The sequence below is a fragment of the Flavobacterium qiangtangense genome (genome assembly GCF_042658345.1).
Classification (GTDB): Bacteria; Bacteroidota; Bacteroidia; order Flavobacteriales; family Flavobacteriaceae; genus Flavobacterium; species Flavobacterium qiangtangense.
The window spans coordinates 515,234-532,624 of record NZ_JBHSQB010000004.1 but is presented as its reverse complement, the minus strand read 5'-3'; the positions used below and the strand labels follow the sequence as shown (position 1 = coordinate 532,624).

The 17,391-nt window shown below is 35.7% G+C and carries 11 protein-coding genes; 8 read left to right on the top strand and 3 right to left on the bottom strand.

Annotated elements, in window-relative coordinates:
• Positions 1-32 precede the first annotated feature (32 nt).
• The 6 genes from ACFPVY_RS05505 to ACFPVY_RS05480 all read left to right on the top strand — a co-directional run bounded on the left by ACFPVY_RS05505 (position 33) and on the right by ACFPVY_RS05480 (position 7,726).
• Positions 33-767: a hypothetical protein gene (locus ACFPVY_RS05505; RefSeq protein ID WP_379790947.1), complete on the top strand. Its 735-nt coding sequence runs from the start codon at positions 33-35 to the stop codon at positions 765-767.
• Positions 768-895: 128 nt separating this feature from the next.
• Positions 896-1,828 (top strand): DUF6252 domain-containing protein, encoded by a 933-nt coding sequence (locus tag ACFPVY_RS05500; RefSeq protein ID WP_379790945.1) that lies wholly within the window; start codon positions 896-898, stop codon positions 1,826-1,828.
• Between the two features lie 189 nt (positions 1,829-2,017).
• On the top strand, positions 2,018-4,468 hold the full coding sequence (lon, locus tag ACFPVY_RS05495; RefSeq protein ID WP_379790943.1) for an endopeptidase La: 2,451 nt from the start codon (positions 2,018-2,020) through the stop codon (positions 4,466-4,468).
• A gap of 137 nt (positions 4,469-4,605) precedes the next feature.
• Positions 4,606-5,625 carry a type IX secretion system protein PorQ gene (gene porQ / locus ACFPVY_RS05490; RefSeq protein WP_379790941.1) on the top strand — a complete coding sequence of 340 codons (1,020 nt, stop codon included), beginning with the start codon at positions 4,606-4,608 and terminating at the stop codon, positions 5,623-5,625.
• A gap of 6 nt (positions 5,626-5,631) precedes the next feature.
• Positions 5,632-6,318 (top strand): (d)CMP kinase, encoded by a 687-nt coding sequence (gene cmk / locus ACFPVY_RS05485; protein WP_379790939.1) that lies wholly within the window; start codon positions 5,632-5,634, stop codon positions 6,316-6,318.
• 88 nt (positions 6,319-6,406) lie between these two features.
• On the top strand, positions 6,407-7,726 hold the full coding sequence (locus ACFPVY_RS05480) for a nucleoside permease (protein WP_379790937.1): 1,320 nt from the start codon (positions 6,407-6,409) through the stop codon (positions 7,724-7,726).
• 47 nt (positions 7,727-7,773) lie between these two features.
• Here ACFPVY_RS05480 and ACFPVY_RS05475 read toward each other — a convergent pair whose 3' ends face one another.
• Both ACFPVY_RS05475 and ACFPVY_RS05470 read right to left on the bottom strand, forming a co-directional pair.
• On the bottom strand, positions 7,774-8,313 hold the full coding sequence (locus ACFPVY_RS05475; RefSeq protein WP_379790935.1) for a cupin domain-containing protein: 540 nt from the start codon (positions 8,311-8,313) through the stop codon (positions 7,774-7,776).
• 57 nt (positions 8,314-8,370) lie between these two features.
• A complete protein-coding gene (locus ACFPVY_RS05470; RefSeq protein ID WP_379790933.1) occupies positions 8,371-11,691 on the bottom strand; it encodes a T9SS type B sorting domain-containing protein in 3,321 nt (1,106 codons plus the stop codon).
• Positions 11,692-12,199: 508 nt separating this feature from the next.
• Between ACFPVY_RS05470 and rpsA the strand changes: the two genes are divergently transcribed.
• Together rpsA and ACFPVY_RS05460 are read left to right on the top strand one after the other, a co-directional pair.
• Positions 12,200-13,978 (top strand): 30S ribosomal protein S1, encoded by a 1,779-nt coding sequence (gene rpsA / locus ACFPVY_RS05465; protein ID WP_379790931.1) that lies wholly within the window; start codon positions 12,200-12,202, stop codon positions 13,976-13,978.
• A gap of 163 nt (positions 13,979-14,141) precedes the next feature.
• Positions 14,142-14,708 carry a fasciclin domain-containing protein gene (locus ACFPVY_RS05460; protein ID WP_379790929.1) on the top strand — a complete coding sequence of 189 codons (567 nt, stop codon included), beginning with the start codon at positions 14,142-14,144 and terminating at the stop codon, positions 14,706-14,708.
• An 80-nt stretch (positions 14,709-14,788) separates the two neighbouring features.
• On the opposite strand, the gene pheT is transcribed toward ACFPVY_RS05460, so the two are convergent.
• Positions 14,789-17,320 carry a phenylalanine--tRNA ligase subunit beta gene (pheT, locus tag ACFPVY_RS05455; RefSeq protein ID WP_379790927.1) on the bottom strand — a complete coding sequence of 844 codons (2,532 nt, stop codon included), beginning with the start codon at positions 17,318-17,320 and terminating at the stop codon, positions 14,789-14,791.
• Positions 17,321-17,391 lie beyond the last annotated feature (71 nt).

The following is a 17,391-nucleotide window of genomic DNA, read 5'->3' as shown; positions in this document are numbered from 1 at the left end:
TTTGGTTTTTGTTAACAACCTAAACCAAACTTATGAAAAAAATTACTTTTGCGATTTTTGCTTTAATTATCTCGGCCACGTCATTAACGTCGTGTGATAACGAGCCAATTGACAGCACCGTTGATTTATCAAATCCAGAAAATCCTTCAAATCCTGGAGGTGGGAGTTCAAGTGGAGATTATTGGCCAACTGCAATCAATAACGAATGGACATATAGTCAAAACGGAACAGCTCAACCGCCGATGAAAATGATTGGAAATGAAGTTTTTAACAATAAGACATACTTTAAATTTGCACCAATTTCTGGCACAGGAACGGGCTCAACCGCTACAGCTACAACTTGGTTAAATAAAAATAACGGGGTATATTCATTAAAAACTGGAGACTTAGATATCGGTGTTCCAGGCATGAGTGGAACGATGACCGGTTTTGAGTATGTAATTCTTAAAGATAATATTGCGGTAAATGAAACTTGGACAGGTACTTACAGTCAAAATACAACTTACACTGGAATACCTCCAATAACACAAACGACGACTTACACCGGAAAGATTTTGGAAAAAGACGCTACGGTTACCGTTGACGGTGAAACATATACAAACGTGATTAAAATGCACATGAACCAGCAAACTTCTCTTATGGGAACTTCATTTGCTATTGTAAATACAGAATATTGGTACGCAAAAGATGTAGGTGTTATAAAAACAAAAACATTTTCAGGGACAGCAACTTATGAGAGTATTTTAATTGACTATATACTAAACTAAAAAAAGATAAAAATAGAAATCCCAAGCAATTGGGATTTTTTTTTGCATTAAAGAGAATAAACTGTCAAATTAGAGCGTTTAAAATAAAACAATTATATTTGGCAAAAAATTAACCCAAACCAATGAAAATGAAAAAGATAAAGTTTCTAACCTATTTTGCATTAATTTTTAGTGCGTTCACATTTACATCTTGCGATAATGAACCGATCGATCCCGCAGTAGTTATTGGTGGCGAAAATCCTGGAACAAATCCAAATACACCGGCTGTTTTTAAAGCAGATTTTAACGGTCAAACTTACACGACATCTACGGTAATTGCCGAGCTTACTGACGAAGGTATTACAATTGTTGCTACAAAACCGAGTGGAGAAATGTTTGCTTTTGTAGTGAATTCTACAGCAACAGGAACTTATCCTGCAAACCAAAATCTTTTATCATACACGCCAGCAAACAGCGAATATGGTTATTGGAGTATTGACGTTGCGGGCGGTGTAATTACTGATACAGGTTCAATTACGATTACTTCAATTAACACTGTAAACCACACGATTTCTGGAACTTTTAATTTTACCGGATACTGGACTGATACCGCTGACGAAAATGCACCAGCTCCAATAAATTTTACAAACGGTGTTTTCACAAATATTGCTTATCAAGGTTCTGTTCCAAATCCAAATCCGGGTGACGAAGATAGCTTCTTTGCAAAGGTTGATGGCGCTGAATTCGTTGAAAACGTTATTGATGTTGCACAAGTTTCTTCAGAAGGATTTCCCGATAGAATTAGCATAGTTGCTAGCAAAACTTCAGGTGAAAGAATAGGTCTTTTGATTGATCAAGATTTAGAAGAAGGAACTTATGACATCACCGGACCGTTAACTGAAGACTTCGTTAGCGCAACTTATATCAATAACGGCTTGCAATCGGCTCAATCTGGTTCTGTGACAATTACATCAAAAACAGCGACTAGAATCACTGGAACTTTTCAATTCTTCGCAGAGAATTTTGCAGAAACAGAATCGTCGGAAATAACAGAAGGAACATTCGATGTTGAATACGAATAGTTTTAAAATTTAACTATATTTAAATCCCGATTCGTCGGGATTTTTTTATGGCATAAAGATTGATTTTAACTATTTGAAACTAAAATTTTTATTTCACTAAATATTGATTTTCAGTGAAATAACAAGGCATAGTATTTTGAATGCGTCGCCTCACTAGAATGTTTAATGACAAAATGACCTATATAAACTATGTCAAACCAAAAAATACTTACGATTGACAACTTGTCACTTCAAGAATTTGATAACGATTCAGAATTAATCCCCTTAATGACTCCCGAAGACGAGGAGGAAATGAACAACGAGCAATTGCCTGAAGATCTTCCAATTCTTCCGTTGAGAAATACAGTGCTTTTTCCAGGTGTTGTAATTCCAATTACTGCTGGTCGCGACAAATCAATCAAGTTGATTAACGATGCAAACGCCAGCGGAAAAGTTATTGGCGTTGTTTCTCAAAAAAATGAAGAAGACGAAGATCCAAGTCCAGATGACATTAATTCAATCGGAACTGTGGCTAGAATTCTTCGTGTTTTAAAGATGCCTGACGGAAATGTAACCGTGATTCTTCAAGGAAAAAAACGCTTTGAAATTGACCAATATACTTCTGAAGAGCCTTATTTGAAAGCCACCATTAAGGAAGTTCCAGAAAATCGTCCTGAAAATGAGGAAGCTGAATTTGCTACAATCATTGAATCGGTTAAAGAATTGGCTATCCAAATCATAAAGGAAAGTCCAAATATTCCAACGGAAGCTACTTTTGCAATTAAGAATATTGAAAGCAAATCGTTTTTGATCAATTTTGTTTCTTCAAATATGAATCTTTCGGTTAAAGAAAAACAAGATTTATTGTCTATTAATGACCTGAAGGAAAGAGCTTTGGCTGCATTAAAATTTATGAATGTAGAGTTGCAAAAACTTGAATTGAAGAACGATATTCAGTCAAAAGTTCGTTTTGATTTAGATCAACAGCAACGTGAATATTTTCTTCACCAGCAGATGAAAACCATCCAAGAAGAATTGGGCGGTGTTTCTCACGAAGAAGAAATTGACGAAATGCGTGTGAAAGGTTTAAAGAAAAAATGGAACGAAAAAACCAAAAGCCATTTCGAAAAAGAACTTTCAAAAATGCAACGAATGAATCCGCAATCGCCTGATTTTGGGATTCAGAGAAATTATTTGGAACTATTTTTAGAATTACCTTGGAACGAATTTTCAAAAGACAATTTCGATTTAAAACGTGCCCAAAAGATTTTGGACAAAGATCATTTTGGTTTAGAAGATGTCAAAAAACGAATGATCGAGCATTTGGCTGTCTTGAAACTAAGAAACGATATGAAATCGCCAATCCTTTGTCTTTACGGACCTCCAGGTGTTGGTAAAACATCGATCGGAAAATCTGTCGCAGAAGCTTTAGGTCGAGAATATGTGCGAATTTCCCTTGGAGGTTTGCGCGACGAAGCTGAAATCCGCGGACATAGAAAAACATATATTGGCGCAATGCCAGGAAGAATTATCCAAAGTTTAAAGAAAGCAAAAACGTCAAATCCAGTTTTTGTTTTGGACGAAATTGATAAATTATCAAGCAGTAACAGTGGCGATCCATCTTCAGCTTTGCTGGAAGTTTTAGATCCTGAGCAAAATTCTGATTTCTATGATAATTTCCTTGAAATGGGATTCGATCTTTCGAAAGTGATGTTTATCGCGACTTCAAATAATATGTCAACAATCCAGCCAGCCTTGAAAGATAGGATGGAAGTGATTAATATGACGGGTTACACGATTGAAGAAAAAGTGGAAATCGCGAAACAGCATTTGCTTCCAAAACAGTTGAAAGAACACGGATTGACAGCGAAACATTTAACAATCGGTAAAAAACAATTAGAGAAAATTGTTGTGGGTTATACCAGAGAATCAGGCGTTCGTGGTTTGGAAAAACAAATTGCGAAAATGGTTCGAAATGTAGCAAAATCCATTGCGATGGAAGAAGAATACAATATCAAAATTAGTGACGAAGATGTTGTAAAAGTGCTTGGAGCGCCAAGAATGGAACGCGACAAATATGAAAATAATGACGTTGCCGGTGTTGTTACAGGTTTAGCTTGGACAAGCGTTGGTGGCGATATTTTGTTCATCGAGTCAATTCTTTCAAAAGGAAAAGGAAGCCTGACAATGACAGGAAATCTGGGAACTGTGATGAAAGAATCTGCTACAATTGCCTTGGAATATATCAAATCAAATGCAGAAAGATTAGGGATTAATCCAGATGTTATTTCAAATTATAACGTTCACATTCACGTTCCAGAAGGCGCAACGCCAAAAGATGGTCCGAGTGCCGGAGTTGCAATGCTAACTTCTTTGGTTTCTTCTTTCGTACAAAGAAAAATCAAGAAAAGCCTTGCTATGACTGGCGAAATTACGCTAAGAGGAAGAGTGCTTCCGGTCGGCGGAATTAAGGAAAAAATCTTGGCTGCCAAAAGAGCAAACATTAAAGAATTGATTCTCTGCCACGAAAATAAACGTGATATTGATGAAATCAAGCCAGAATATCTGGAAGGTTTGACTTTTCATTACGTGAAAGAAATGAGCGAAGTTTTGGCAATTGCCATCACAGATCAAAAAGCAAAAAACGCGAAAACATTGTAAGATTTTTAGCGTAATTTATAAAAAAGGCAAAAGTGAAATTTATTTCAAACTTTTGCCTTTTCTGTTTTATCTTTGGACTCAAAAAATAATATCTTCGCATCTGCGTTATATATTCAGAAATAAGGAAAATCCCCTAAATGTTTAAAAAACTGTTTATTGTTTTTGTCGTACTTTTTTGCACTGATTCCTTCAGTCAAATTGGCGGTAAATATGTTTATCAGTTTTTAAATTTGGTCACTTCTCCACGACAAGCCGCTTTGGGCGGAAAGACAGTCACAATCCACGATTATGACGTAAATCAAGGAATTTTCAATCCCGCAACCATCAATCCAGAAATGGATAACCGACTTTCAGTAAATTATGGAAGCTATTTTGGCGAAGTAACTTATGGAACCGCCGCTTACGCCTACACTTATGACCGTCACGTGCAGACTTTTCACGCTTCGGTGAATTATGTAAACTACGGAAATTTCGACGGTTATGATGAAAACGGAATAGAAACTGCAGAATTTACAGGAAGCGATATTGCCGTTTCTTTTGGATATGCATTTAATGTTCCGTGGACGGATATTTATCTTGGCGCCAACGGAAAACTGATTTCTTCAACTTTAGAAAGTTACAATTCTTTTGGAGCCGCCGTTGACGTAGGAGCTTTATATATTGATGATCGAAATGATATTAATATCGCTTTGGCAATTAGAAATATTGGCTTCCAGATAAAACCTTATCAAGATACAAATGAAAAGCTTCCGATGGAAATCGTCGCAGGAATTTCACAATCGTTAGAAAATGTGCCGATTCGCTGGCATTTGACTTTCGAAAATTTACAACAATGGAATATCGCTTTTTCAAACCCAAATAGGGCAGAAGGTTCGCTTGACGGCGGAAGCAACGAAGAAAAAGTTGGATTTTTTAATAATGCGTTGCGCCATGTAATTGTGGGCGCAGAATTGTTTCCTGAAAAAAGTTTCTCAGTTCGTTTGGGATATAATTTCAGAAGAGCAGAAGAACTTCGAATCGTGGAACAGCGTAATTTCTCAGGGATTTCGGCAGGTTTCGGGCTTCGTTTCAATAAAATCAGATTCGATTATTCCTATTCCAGATACACAGCTGCTGCAAACACCAGCTTATTTGGGTTAATGATTAATTTTCAATAATATATTTTGGATAAAAAAATTACTATTGCCATCGATGGCTTTTCATCTACCGGAAAAAGTACTTTAGCCAAGCAATTGGCCAAAGAATTAGGTTACATTTATGTGGACACAGGCGCAATGTACCGCGCAGTAGCGTTATATGCGATGCAACACGACTTTATTTCAGAAACTCATTTTGACAAAGAAAGTCTGATTTCAAAACTTCCAAAGGTAACGTTGCAGTTTCTTTTTAATCCAGATTTGGGTTTTGCCGAAATGTATTTGAATGAAGTCAATGTAGAAACTGAAATCAGAACTTTAGCGGTTTCAAATTTTGTGAGCAAAGTAGCTGAAGTTTCAGAAGTACGCTCAAAATTAGTGGAACAACAGCAACATATGGGCGAAAATAAAGGCATTGTGATGGACGGTCGCGACATTGGAACGGTTGTTTTTAAAGATGCCGAACTGAAATTATTTATGACTGCAAGCTCTGAAACGCGCGCCAAAAGACGTTTTGACGAACTTACTGAAAAAGGACAAGAAGTAACTTATGAAGAAGTTTTAAAAAATGTGGAAGAACGCGATTACATTGACACACACAGAGAAGATTCTCCGTTGATAAAAGCTTCTGACGCCATTGAAATCGATAATTCACATCTTTCAATTACCGAACAATTCGAAAAAGTTTTAGATTTAGTCAAAAGCGTTTCCTAAAACGTTGTAAATTTTTGTTTATCACATTTTAAATAGTAGATTTACGCGCTGTAAAAATTTCAAAAACACAAAGCACTAAAAACATTTTATGGGAATTAAATTTAGATTGACTTTAATGAGTTTTCTCCAATTTTTTGTTTGGGGAGCTTGGTTAACAACATTGGGAACTTATGGTTTCGATTTTAAAAAATGGTCAGGTGAAGAATTCGGAATTGTATTTTCTACTTTAGGAATAGCATCAATTTTTATGCCTGCTCTAATGGGAATCGTGGCTGATAAATGGATTAATGCCGAAAAATTGTACGGAACATTACATATTCTATATGGTATAACTTTGTTCTTTCTTGCAAAAATGGACAATCCTGCAAGTTTCTTTTGGGTTTTGCTTATTGGAATGTGTTTTTATATGCCGACATTGTCTCTTTCAAATTCGTTGTCATATAAAATCTTAAAAGACAATAATTATGATGTAATAAAGGTTTTTCCTCCAATCAGAGTTTGGGGGACAATAGGATTTATTGCTGCAATGTGGATTACAAACATTTTTAGTGATAGTTATTCTCCTTTAGCATTTGGAAAAGAAGTCGGACAGACAGTTGCAGATTTCTTTGGAAATTCTTTGAGTGCAAATCAATTTTATATTGCCTCGATAGGTGCAATATTTTTAGGATTATATTCATTTTCGCTTCCAGAATGCCCTCCACAGCGATTAATCGATAAAGACGCTTCTTTGGCAAAAAAGTTAGGTCTAGATGCTTTTAAATTATTTGCAGAGAAAAAGATGGCACTGTTTTTCTTTTTTTCGATGCTTTTAGGTGCTGCTTTGCAGTTAACAAATATGTATGGCGATACCTATTTAAAAGATTTTAAAAATATTGCAGAATACGCCGATTCAGCTGTTGTTCAGTATTCTACAATGATTATATCGATTTCTCAAATCTCTGAAACTCTTTTTATATTGGCAATACCATTTTTTCTAAGACGATTTGGGATTAAAAAAGTCATCTTATTTAGTATGTTTGCTTGGGTTTTAAGATTTGGATTTTTCTCATTTGGATCACCAGAAAATTTTGGTTTGATTTTAATTATTTTATCAAATATTATTTACGGAATGGCATTTGATTTTTTCAATATTTCGGGATCATTATTCGTAGAAACAACAACTGATTCAAAGATTCGTTCGTCAGCACAAGGTCTTTTTATGATGATGACCAATGGTTTTGGAGCAATCTTGGGAAGTTCAATTAGCGGTTTTGTAATACAAAAATACTTCACAGAAAACGGAATTAAAGACTGGCATACAATCTGGCTTTCCTTTGCAATTTATGCGCTGATCATCGCCATTGCTTTTGCAGTTTTATTCAAGCACAAACACAAACCAGAAGACGTAGCAAGCGTTACACACTAAATATCAAAACCCTTTCAGAATTTGAAAGGGTTTTTTATTGCGGTTTATTACCATCCGTCGGGAATTATATTTTCTGGAATTTGTCCTTTTTCACTTATATAGCTAAAAAAAGCTTCTACTTTTTTAGGGGCTGGCTGAAATATGGTCATCAACATCCCAGGATTATTTTCCATAGGATTTATAACAGTGTGTAAGGTTCCTTTTGGAATAAAGGCTGTGTCTCCTGTTTTTACATCGTAATCTTTTCCGTCGATGTGCACGATAAATTCTCCTGACACGATATAGATAATTTCATCTTCAAATTGATGTATGTGTGGAGGCGGACCGCCTTTGTGTTCAAATACTTTTGGAGTAGACGTTTGGATAAACAAACCTTCATTAGTGTCGATAGTTGAAATTTTACAATGCAAAAAAGCATTTTTTGGCTTGGATGGTTTTCCATTGTATCGGCTCTCATCGGAACGAACAATAAATCCTTTCTTATCTTTATTCTCAAAGTTTTTTTTATCGCCGAAACTAAGTTTGTTTGCAAAGGAAAGCGTTGGAACTGCCATTAATAAGGTCAATATAAAATTTTTCCGTTTCATGATACAATATTTAGGTTAAACATAATTTTATAAAAAAAAATCTTTCGGAAAGTAAAACTACCGCTTCATTGAAAAATGTCCGCGATGTTCTTTTCCATTTTCTCTTAACACTAAAAACCAATAATCTGTGGATGGAAGCGCGTAACCATTTAAAGTTCCGTCCCAGCCAGGATCATTTGCTCCAAAACCTGTGATTAATTTTCCGTATCTGTCAAAAATATAAACCTGCATATTTGGTTCCATCATAGAAAATTTTATTCTCCAAAAATCATTTATTCCATCTCCATTCGGAGTGAAAAATTTCGGGTAAGTTAACAGAAATACGTCTTCAATTGCGTCTGGGCCACAGCCATTTTTATCTTTTACATACACTGTATAAGCTCCGGTTTGCAATCCATAAAAAGTGTTTTCCGTCTGAAAGTGAATGTTATCCAAAGAATATTCATAATCGCCAATTCCGTTTTCTAATAAAACTTCTATTATATTGCTGTTATCTGTCCAGTCTGTTGAAATAATTTGGCTGATAAAAGGCGCATTTGACTGTGTAATTTCAATTTGATGCGTGGCTTCGCAAATTACATTTCCATATTCTTTAGTGAATGTTAAAGTATAAACTCCGGGTTGGTCAAAAGTGGCGGTATTTCCCGTTTGTCCGTCTGACCAATTATAAGAATCATAGCCAGAGTCAGCGGTAACGGTGATATTTGTGTTGTCGCAGAAATTAAATTCTGTACGCATATTTAAAATAGGATACTGTTTAACTTCTAAATTTACAGATGTGATTGCAAAACAACTTAAATTAGTTGGATGATTTACTCTAGCGAAAATTTGCTGATTTCCTGAAGAATAAACATTAGGAAGCTGATCGGTTTCAGCATCAGCATCGCTCGCAGAATCATAATAAGCGACTGGAAAATCTATGGGAGATTGATTTCCTAAAATTTGCGAATCAAGAGAAGAAAGTGTGAAAGTTTCAATTCCGTCGTTTAAAATATCATCACACAAAATATAATTTTCTGGTTGATGCGCATAAACAGGCGACGGTAAAAGCGCCACGTCATATTCATAAGTTCGAACGACACCGCAATTATCAGTAACTTCAAATTTATAAACTGCGGGATCGAGATTTGTAAAAACGGGATCATTTTCATTATCAATCAAAAATGGCTGGCCGTTTTTCTCAATTATTTTAAAAATAAAAGGAGGAATGCCATCAACCAAAACTTTAACATCAGAAATCTCGCCATTGCAAGTAACGCTTTCTAGTCCGTTTATTTGTAAAATTCCGGTATAAGTAAATTCATGTAACGTTGTCAAACAGTTTTTTAGCTCAGAAATGCTTCCATCTTGAAAAGTTTCATAACGCTTTAGAATTCTAAATGTTCCAGTGTAAGTGAGATTATAAAGCGTGATATTATTTTGAAGTTGAAGAGAATTATTTCCAACAGGAACCGTGCCTTCCGGATACGTAATATTTGTTTGTGGATGACCCCAAGTGTTTGAAATAGGATCAAATTTTTGTAACCAAAATGACAATCCAGCTAACCCGTTGCTATTATGATTAAAAAAGAAATCGAAAGAACCACAATGCGGAAATAACTCGAAATTGTCGATGTTTATGGTATATCCCGTAACGGTTATGGTTACATTTTTTGTAAATCCACAGCCATTTATCGTTTTGAAAGTATAATTTCCGGGTGGTAAACTATCCATGCTAAGAATTCCATTTGTTCCGATATTAAAACTTACATCATAAGGAAGCGCATTTTGAAAACCACTCGGCGCGTTTGTCATAATTACGCTAACGAGTCCGCTACCAGCGGATCTGATTCTTAAAGCACCTTTACCGATCTCGCAATCTGGCCTGGAATTAAAACCTACATCATTATTGGTGGAAGTTGTGATAATGGCTTCTGCGGTGTATTGATTTCCGCAAGTATCGAATAAAATAAACGTGTAAGTACCCACTGGAACTCCAACTAACTGTAAACCATCATTTGGAACGATATGATCAGAAACGTTGTGCGGTAAAGCTGGCGCATATTCTGCCGGAGCGGTAATAATTGTCGCTGAAGCAAGATCATGATTTGGAAGTTCAATTTTTATATTTCCGGTTGTTGAAGAGCATCCGCCGGTTTGAGCCGCACTGACAATTGGTTCAACGGCAACATATTCAAGCGTAATTGATTGCGAAGCCGTTCTGCCACATGCGTCTGTAATTTGTATGGTATAATTGCCCATTGGCAAAGGATTTGCTTCTTCACCAAACGTAATTTCTGTGGCAAAGAAATTTCCGGGAAAAGTGGAATTGTATAACGCAGGGTTGAATCCAGGGGGGGCGCTAACAAAATTTACCGTGTAAGGTCCGCGATATTTAGACGGATTTAAAATCAAAAAGTGATTATCGCATGGAGCATCGTCAAGATTTAAAACCAAACTAATCTTTTGATTTACAAGGTTATTATTTACATTAAAAATTACGCCGCAGTAATCAGTTACCTTAAGGTCATAAAAATAAATTTGGTCGTGATAAAACGGAATTGCCTGCGAAATTAGGCCTTCATCTGGATAGCCTGAGGTTACTGTTCCGTTGACTATTATTGGAGTCGCGCCGTCTGGCGGGTAAACAGTAAATTGATATTGAATTGGATAATGTAGCGACAAATTTGGCGAAGTTAAGACGTGCGTGGCTGTAATCGAGTTGCAACTTGGAAGTTGGATGTCTGGAAAAGAACCGCTTCCGACAGACATTTGTGGTGTCAGTGTGAAGATGGTTCTCGTTTCAACGGAAGCTTCGCCACAATTGTCATAAACTCTGATTTGGTAAGTTCCGGGTGGAAGTGCTGTAAAAATATTAGCAGGTTGAAGCGGTCGGGTTACTGGTCCCGAAATAATTTCGTATGAAACGGCAGTTCCAGATATTATTGTTGCTGTGATTGTCCCGTCGTTTCCGCAAATCAGGTTGGTGTTTGACAAGGAAATATCGAGAGGTGTTATTGAATTATTAATTACAATATCCTGTGTTTGCGTGTTTGAATTTGGAGAAAGCGATTGTGTAGCGATGATTTTGTAAGTTCCGTTGGAAAGGCCTCCGAGGAAATTTGTGGATAAATTGGCGATTTCGTTTACTAAATTTGGGAGCTTAAAAATCTTATAATTTATTGTAGCACCGGGAGTTGTATTTGATGATGTGAAAGTAAGCGTTCCGTTTCCGGGGCAGGTTTCGTCTGTTTTTGTGACTTGGAGCGTGAAGTTTGAAAGTTGTGCGCTTGCAGTAAATGAGAACAAAATGGCGAATAAAATCAAATAAAATTTTGTTCCAAATGATTTGGAGAATTTTAGTTTAATCAAATTACTATCTTGTAGTTTTTTTTTCACTTCAGCGGTTAAAAAAGTTATGTATTTTTGGTTTTTATTGAATTATCGATATTAAAAATGCGATTTTGATTTGAATGCTCTAATATAATTATAATTTTTGTTTTGGCAATATTTTGTAAGTTTTGATTTTCAAATGCAGTAACCACAAAGCTGGTAAAAGCTATGGAAAGCTGACTAGCCCTGATGGTGGAGACTATCCTTTTATGCTGGGGTTCAGCATAAAAGATAGTGCCAGCCAGCAGGAAAATGGTTTAAAAAAAGGGCCAAGCGATTGGCTTCAAATTAAAAGGAGACTCATGTATATTATTGTGTTGATTTTTAATTGTTTATTCTGTAAAAAGGGAGTCTAAATTATTTTGCAGATTAAAAAATAATTATTAATTTTGCAGACCTTTTGGCAGAGAAGAGTTTCCTTTAGGTATCAACTATTTATGTAAAACAACTTCTGTTTTTTCTATCGCATCAAGAAACTCGAGAAAACACAGAATACAAATTTTTATCAGAACAGATGTCTGAACAAACAAAAACACAAGCGGAATTTTTAGAGAACTTTAACTGGCACAACTTCCAAGAAGGAATTGATGCTGTTGACGAAAAAAACTTGCAAGAATTTGAAGAATTAGTTGCAAAAACTTTCATCAATACAGATCAAGAAGAAGTAGTAGAAGGTGTTGTGGTTAGAATTACTGACAGAGATGCAATCGTTGATATCAACGCTAAATCTGAAGGTGTTATTTCTTTAAACGAATTTCGTTACAACCCAAACTTAAAAGTGGGTGACAAAGTAGAAGTATTAATTGACGTTCGTGAGGACAAAACAGGTCAATTGGTTCTTTCTCACAGAAAAGCACGTACTATTAAAGCTTGGGACAGAGTTATTTCTGCTAATGAAACTGGAGAAATCGTTAATGGTTTCGTAAAATGCAGAACTAAAGGTGGTATGATCGTTGACGTTTTTGGTATTGAAGCTTTCTTACCAGGATCTCAAATCGACGTGAAACCAATCAGAGATTACGATCAGTATGTAAACAAAATGATGGAATTTAAAGTTGTGAAAATCAACCACGAATTCAAAAACGTTGTAGTTTCTCATAAAGCGCTTATCGAAGCTGATATTGAAGTACAGAAAAAAGAAATCATTGGTCAATTAGAAAAAGGACAAGTATTAGAAGGTGTTGTTAAAAACATTACTTCTTATGGTGTGTTTATTGACCTTGGTGGTGTTGATGGATTGATCCACATTACTGACCTTTCTTGGTCAAGAATCAACCACCCAAGTGAAGTTCTTGAATTAGACCAAAAATTAAATGTTGTAATCCTTGATTTCGATGATGAGAAAACAAGAATCCAACTTGGTTTAAAACAATTGAACGCTCACCCATGGGATGCTTTGAGCTCTGACTTAAAAGTTGGTGACAAAGTAAAAGGTAAAGTAGTTGTAATCGCTGATTACGGTGCATTTATCGAAGTTGCTGAAGGTGTTGAAGGTTTGATCCACGTTTCTGAAATGTCTTGGTCAACTCACTTAAGAAGTGCTCAAGATTTCGTAAAAGTTGGTGATGAAGTAGAAGCTGTTATCTTAACTTTGGACAGAGAAGATCGTAAGATGTCATTAGGTATCAAACAATTGACTCAAGATCCTTGGACTGATATTACTTCTAAATACCCAGTAGGTTCTAAACATACAGGTATCGTTAGAAACTTTACAAACTTTGGAGTTTTCGTAGAACTTGAAGAAGGAATTGATGGATTAATCTACATTTCTGACCTTTCTTGGACTAAGAAAATCAAACACCCATCTGAATTTGTAAGCGTTGGTGAAAAACTTGACGTTGTAGTATTAGAATTAGATGTTGATGGACGTAAATTATCTTTAGGTCATAAACAAACTACCGCTAATCCTTGGGACAAATATGAAGATTCATTCGCTGTTGGAACTATCCACAACGGAGAAATCTCTGAAATTGTTGACAAAGGAGCTACTGTAGAATTTGGTGATGATATCGTTGCTTTCATTCCAACTCGTCACCTTGAAAAAGAAGACGGTAAAAAATTGAAAAAAGGCGAAACTGCTGACTTCAAAGTTATCGAGTTTAACAAAGAATTCAAAAGAGTAGTAGCATCTCACACTGCAATCTTCCGTGAAGAAGAAGAGAAAAATGTGAAAGCTGCAACTGAGAATAACAATTCATCTTCAAACAGTAACAATGCTTCTGCATCTACTTTAGGAGATAACAATGATATTCTTGCTGAATTAAAAGCTAAAATGGAAAAAGGAGGAAACTAATTCCTGATCTTTTTTAAATACAAAAGCCCTGCAGAAATGCGGGGCTTTTTTTGTTTCAATAATTCTCAAATAATAAATTGTTGTTAAAGAAATAATTTTTTGAAACCAAACGGAAAGTTCTGGCGTAAATCCCTTTATAAACTTTTTAAAAAATCAATCTATTATGAAAACCAACAAAATTTTAGCAACAGCATTAGTAGCATTTACAATGATGATCGGTACATCATCATTTGCACAAAAAGAAAAAACAGTAATGGTTGGAGGTGCAGCAATGTATCCTTCAAAAAATATTGTTGAAAATGCAATGAATTCAAAAGATCACACAACTCTTGTAGCAGCTGTAAAAGCAGCGGGTTTAGTAGAGACGTTGCAAGGAAAAGGACCTTTCACGGTTTTTGCTCCAACAAATGCAGCATTCAACAAATTGCCAAAAGGAACTGTGGAAACTTTGCTAAAACCAGAAAACAAAGCGATGTTGCAGTCAGTTTTAACATATCACGTAGTGGCTGGAAAAATGAACTCAGCAGATATCGCGAAAGCAATCAAAGCAGGAAACGGAAAGGCAACGCTAACCACTGTTCAAGGAGGAAAATTGACAGCGTGGATGCAAGGAAAAGATCTTTACATATCTGATGAAAACGGAGGAAAAGCAAAAGTTACTATCGCTGATGTAAACCAGTCAAACGGTGTTATTCACGTAGTTGACGGTGTTGTTACTCCAAAAAAATAAGCTTATTGCAAATTTGTTTGAGTTAGGTCCAAAAAAAATCCCGAGAATTCTCGGGATTTTTATATTTATGTAAGTTTTGATTATCTTAATGTTGCGCCTAATTCTGAAGCAAAATTATTCTGAAGCTTGCCCATAATTTTATCAATCTGAGCATCTGTCAAAGTTTTTGAAGCATCTTGAATTACAAAGCTAACCGCGTATGATTTTTTTCCTTCCGGAAGATTTTTTCCTTCATAAACATCAAACAAATTAATGTCTTTCAATAATGCTTTTTCGGTTTGTCTTGCAATATTGTAAATCGAATCAAAAGCTACAGAATTATCAACTAACAAAGCCAAATCTCTTCGAACTTCAGGGTATTTTGGTATTTCTGTAAATTTGATTTTGTTCGAAATTAATTTCAAGATTAAATTCCAATTGAAATCTGCGAATAAAACTTCTTGCTTGATTCCGAAATGTTTTAAGATTGGTTTTTTTATTGTTCCCAATTCAACTACAATATCATTTCCAACAGCAATTGCAATTCCTTCCGCAAAAACATCAGATTCCACCGGACGATTGTTCGTTTTTGAAATTCCCAATCTTTCTAAAATTGCGTTTACATAACCTTTAAATAAGAAAAAGTCAGAAGGTTTTTGAGGAGTTCCCCAGCTTTCTGCCAAACGGTTTCCGGTTGTGAATAAGGTTAGGTGTTTTCTTTCGTCAGTTCCTGATGGTAATTTGTGGTATGATTTTCCAAATTCAAATAACTTCAAATCAGAATTTCTTCTGTTGATATTATATGAAACGGCTTCCAATCCAGAAAATAATAAAGATTGTCTCATTGCAGACAAATCATTACTCAACGGATTCATAATCATTACATTAAATTCTTCTTTCAAAGATTCTGAAAGTTGTATATAATCTGGAGTTGTCAATGAATTGGCCATCATTTCATTGAAACCTTGTGAATTCAATTGGTTTGCAATTACATTCTGAACTTTATAATCTTCAGTTCTTGGAGAATTAGCCACAGTCGCATTAAATTTCTTGCTGAAATTAATGTTGTTATAACCATAAACTCTCAAAATTTCTTCAATTACATCGATTTCTCTTTGAACGTCAACACGATACGAAGGAATAACCAAGCCTAAACCAGCGTCAGAAACGCTATTTACTTTGATGTCAAGTGAAACCAAAATCTTCTTGATGGTTTCTTTTGGTAATTCTTGACCAATGATTTTTGTTGCTTTTGCAAAGTTTAAGAATACTGGAAAATCTTCTAATTTCTTCGGATAAATATCCACAATATCAGATGTAATTTCTCCTCCAGCCACTTCTTGAATCAATAAAGCTGCACGTTTTAAAGCATATTCAGTAATCGTTGGATCGATTCCTCTTTCAAAACGGAAAGAAGCATCAGTATTCAAGCCGTGTCTTTTTGCAGATTTTCTAATACAAACCGGATTGAAATAAGCACTTTCTAAGAAAATAGAAGTCGTATTTTCAGAAACTCCTGAATTTTTTCCTCCAAAAACACCAGCAATACACATTGGTCCGTTTTCGTCGCAAATCATCAAATCTTCTTCGTGAAGCGTTCTTTCCACGTCGTCAAGAGTTGTAAATTTTGTGCCAGCAGGAACCGTTTTCACAATCACTTTATTTCCTTTCACTTTTGCAGCGTCAAAGGCGTGAAGCGGTTGTCCCAATTCGTGCATTACATAATTGGTAACGTCAACGATATTGTTTTTCGGCGTAATTCCGATTGATTTTAATCTATTTTGCAACCATTCAGGAGATTCTTTCACGGCAATTTCAGAAATGGTTACACCGCAATATCTTGGCGCCAATTTAGAATCTTCAACCTTAATGTCCATTTTTAAAGTTCTTTTGTCCACTCTAAAACTGCTCACAGATGGCGTCATCAATTCGGCATGTGCGTTTGTTTGTAACATTCCGGCTCTCAAATCACGGGCAACACCCCAGTGACTCATTGCGTCAGCGCGGTTTGGCGTTAATCCGATTTCAAAAACTTCGTCATTTTCAATATTGAAAACTTTTGAAGCAGGCGTTCCAGGTGCGTATTTGTCATCGAGAACCATGATTCCGTCGTGGCTTGTTCCAAGACCTAATTCGTCTTCGGCACAAATCATTCCGTGACTTTCTTGGTCTCTGATTTTTCCTTTTTTGATTTGAAAAGAATTTCCGTCTTTGTCATATAAAGTGGTACCGATTGTGGCAACAGGCACTTTTTGTCCGGCTGCAACATTTGAAGCGCCACAAACGATTTGCACAGGAGTTCCTGTTCCTAAATCAACTGTGGTTACTTTTAAACGGTCGGCATTTGGATGTTGTACGCAAGTCAAGACGTGGCCCACGACAATTCCTTCTAATCCTCCTTTAACAGATTGGTATTTTTCAACGCCTTCTACTTCAAGTCCTAAATCGGTTAATAATGAAGCGGTTTGCTCTGATGTCCAGTCGGTTTTGATGAATTGTTTAAGCCAGTTATATGAAATTCTCATTGCTGTTTTGGTGTTATTTTTTGTAAGGTCGCAAAGATAAGATTTTTTGATTTTTTTACAGCATTTTGAAACGGATTCTTTGATGTTTGTTAAAAGTTTTTTTGGCAATTTTGATTTTTTTCCAGACAAAGTTGATCGACAAAGATTGGCTCAGACGTTTAAAGAATGCCGATAGTTTT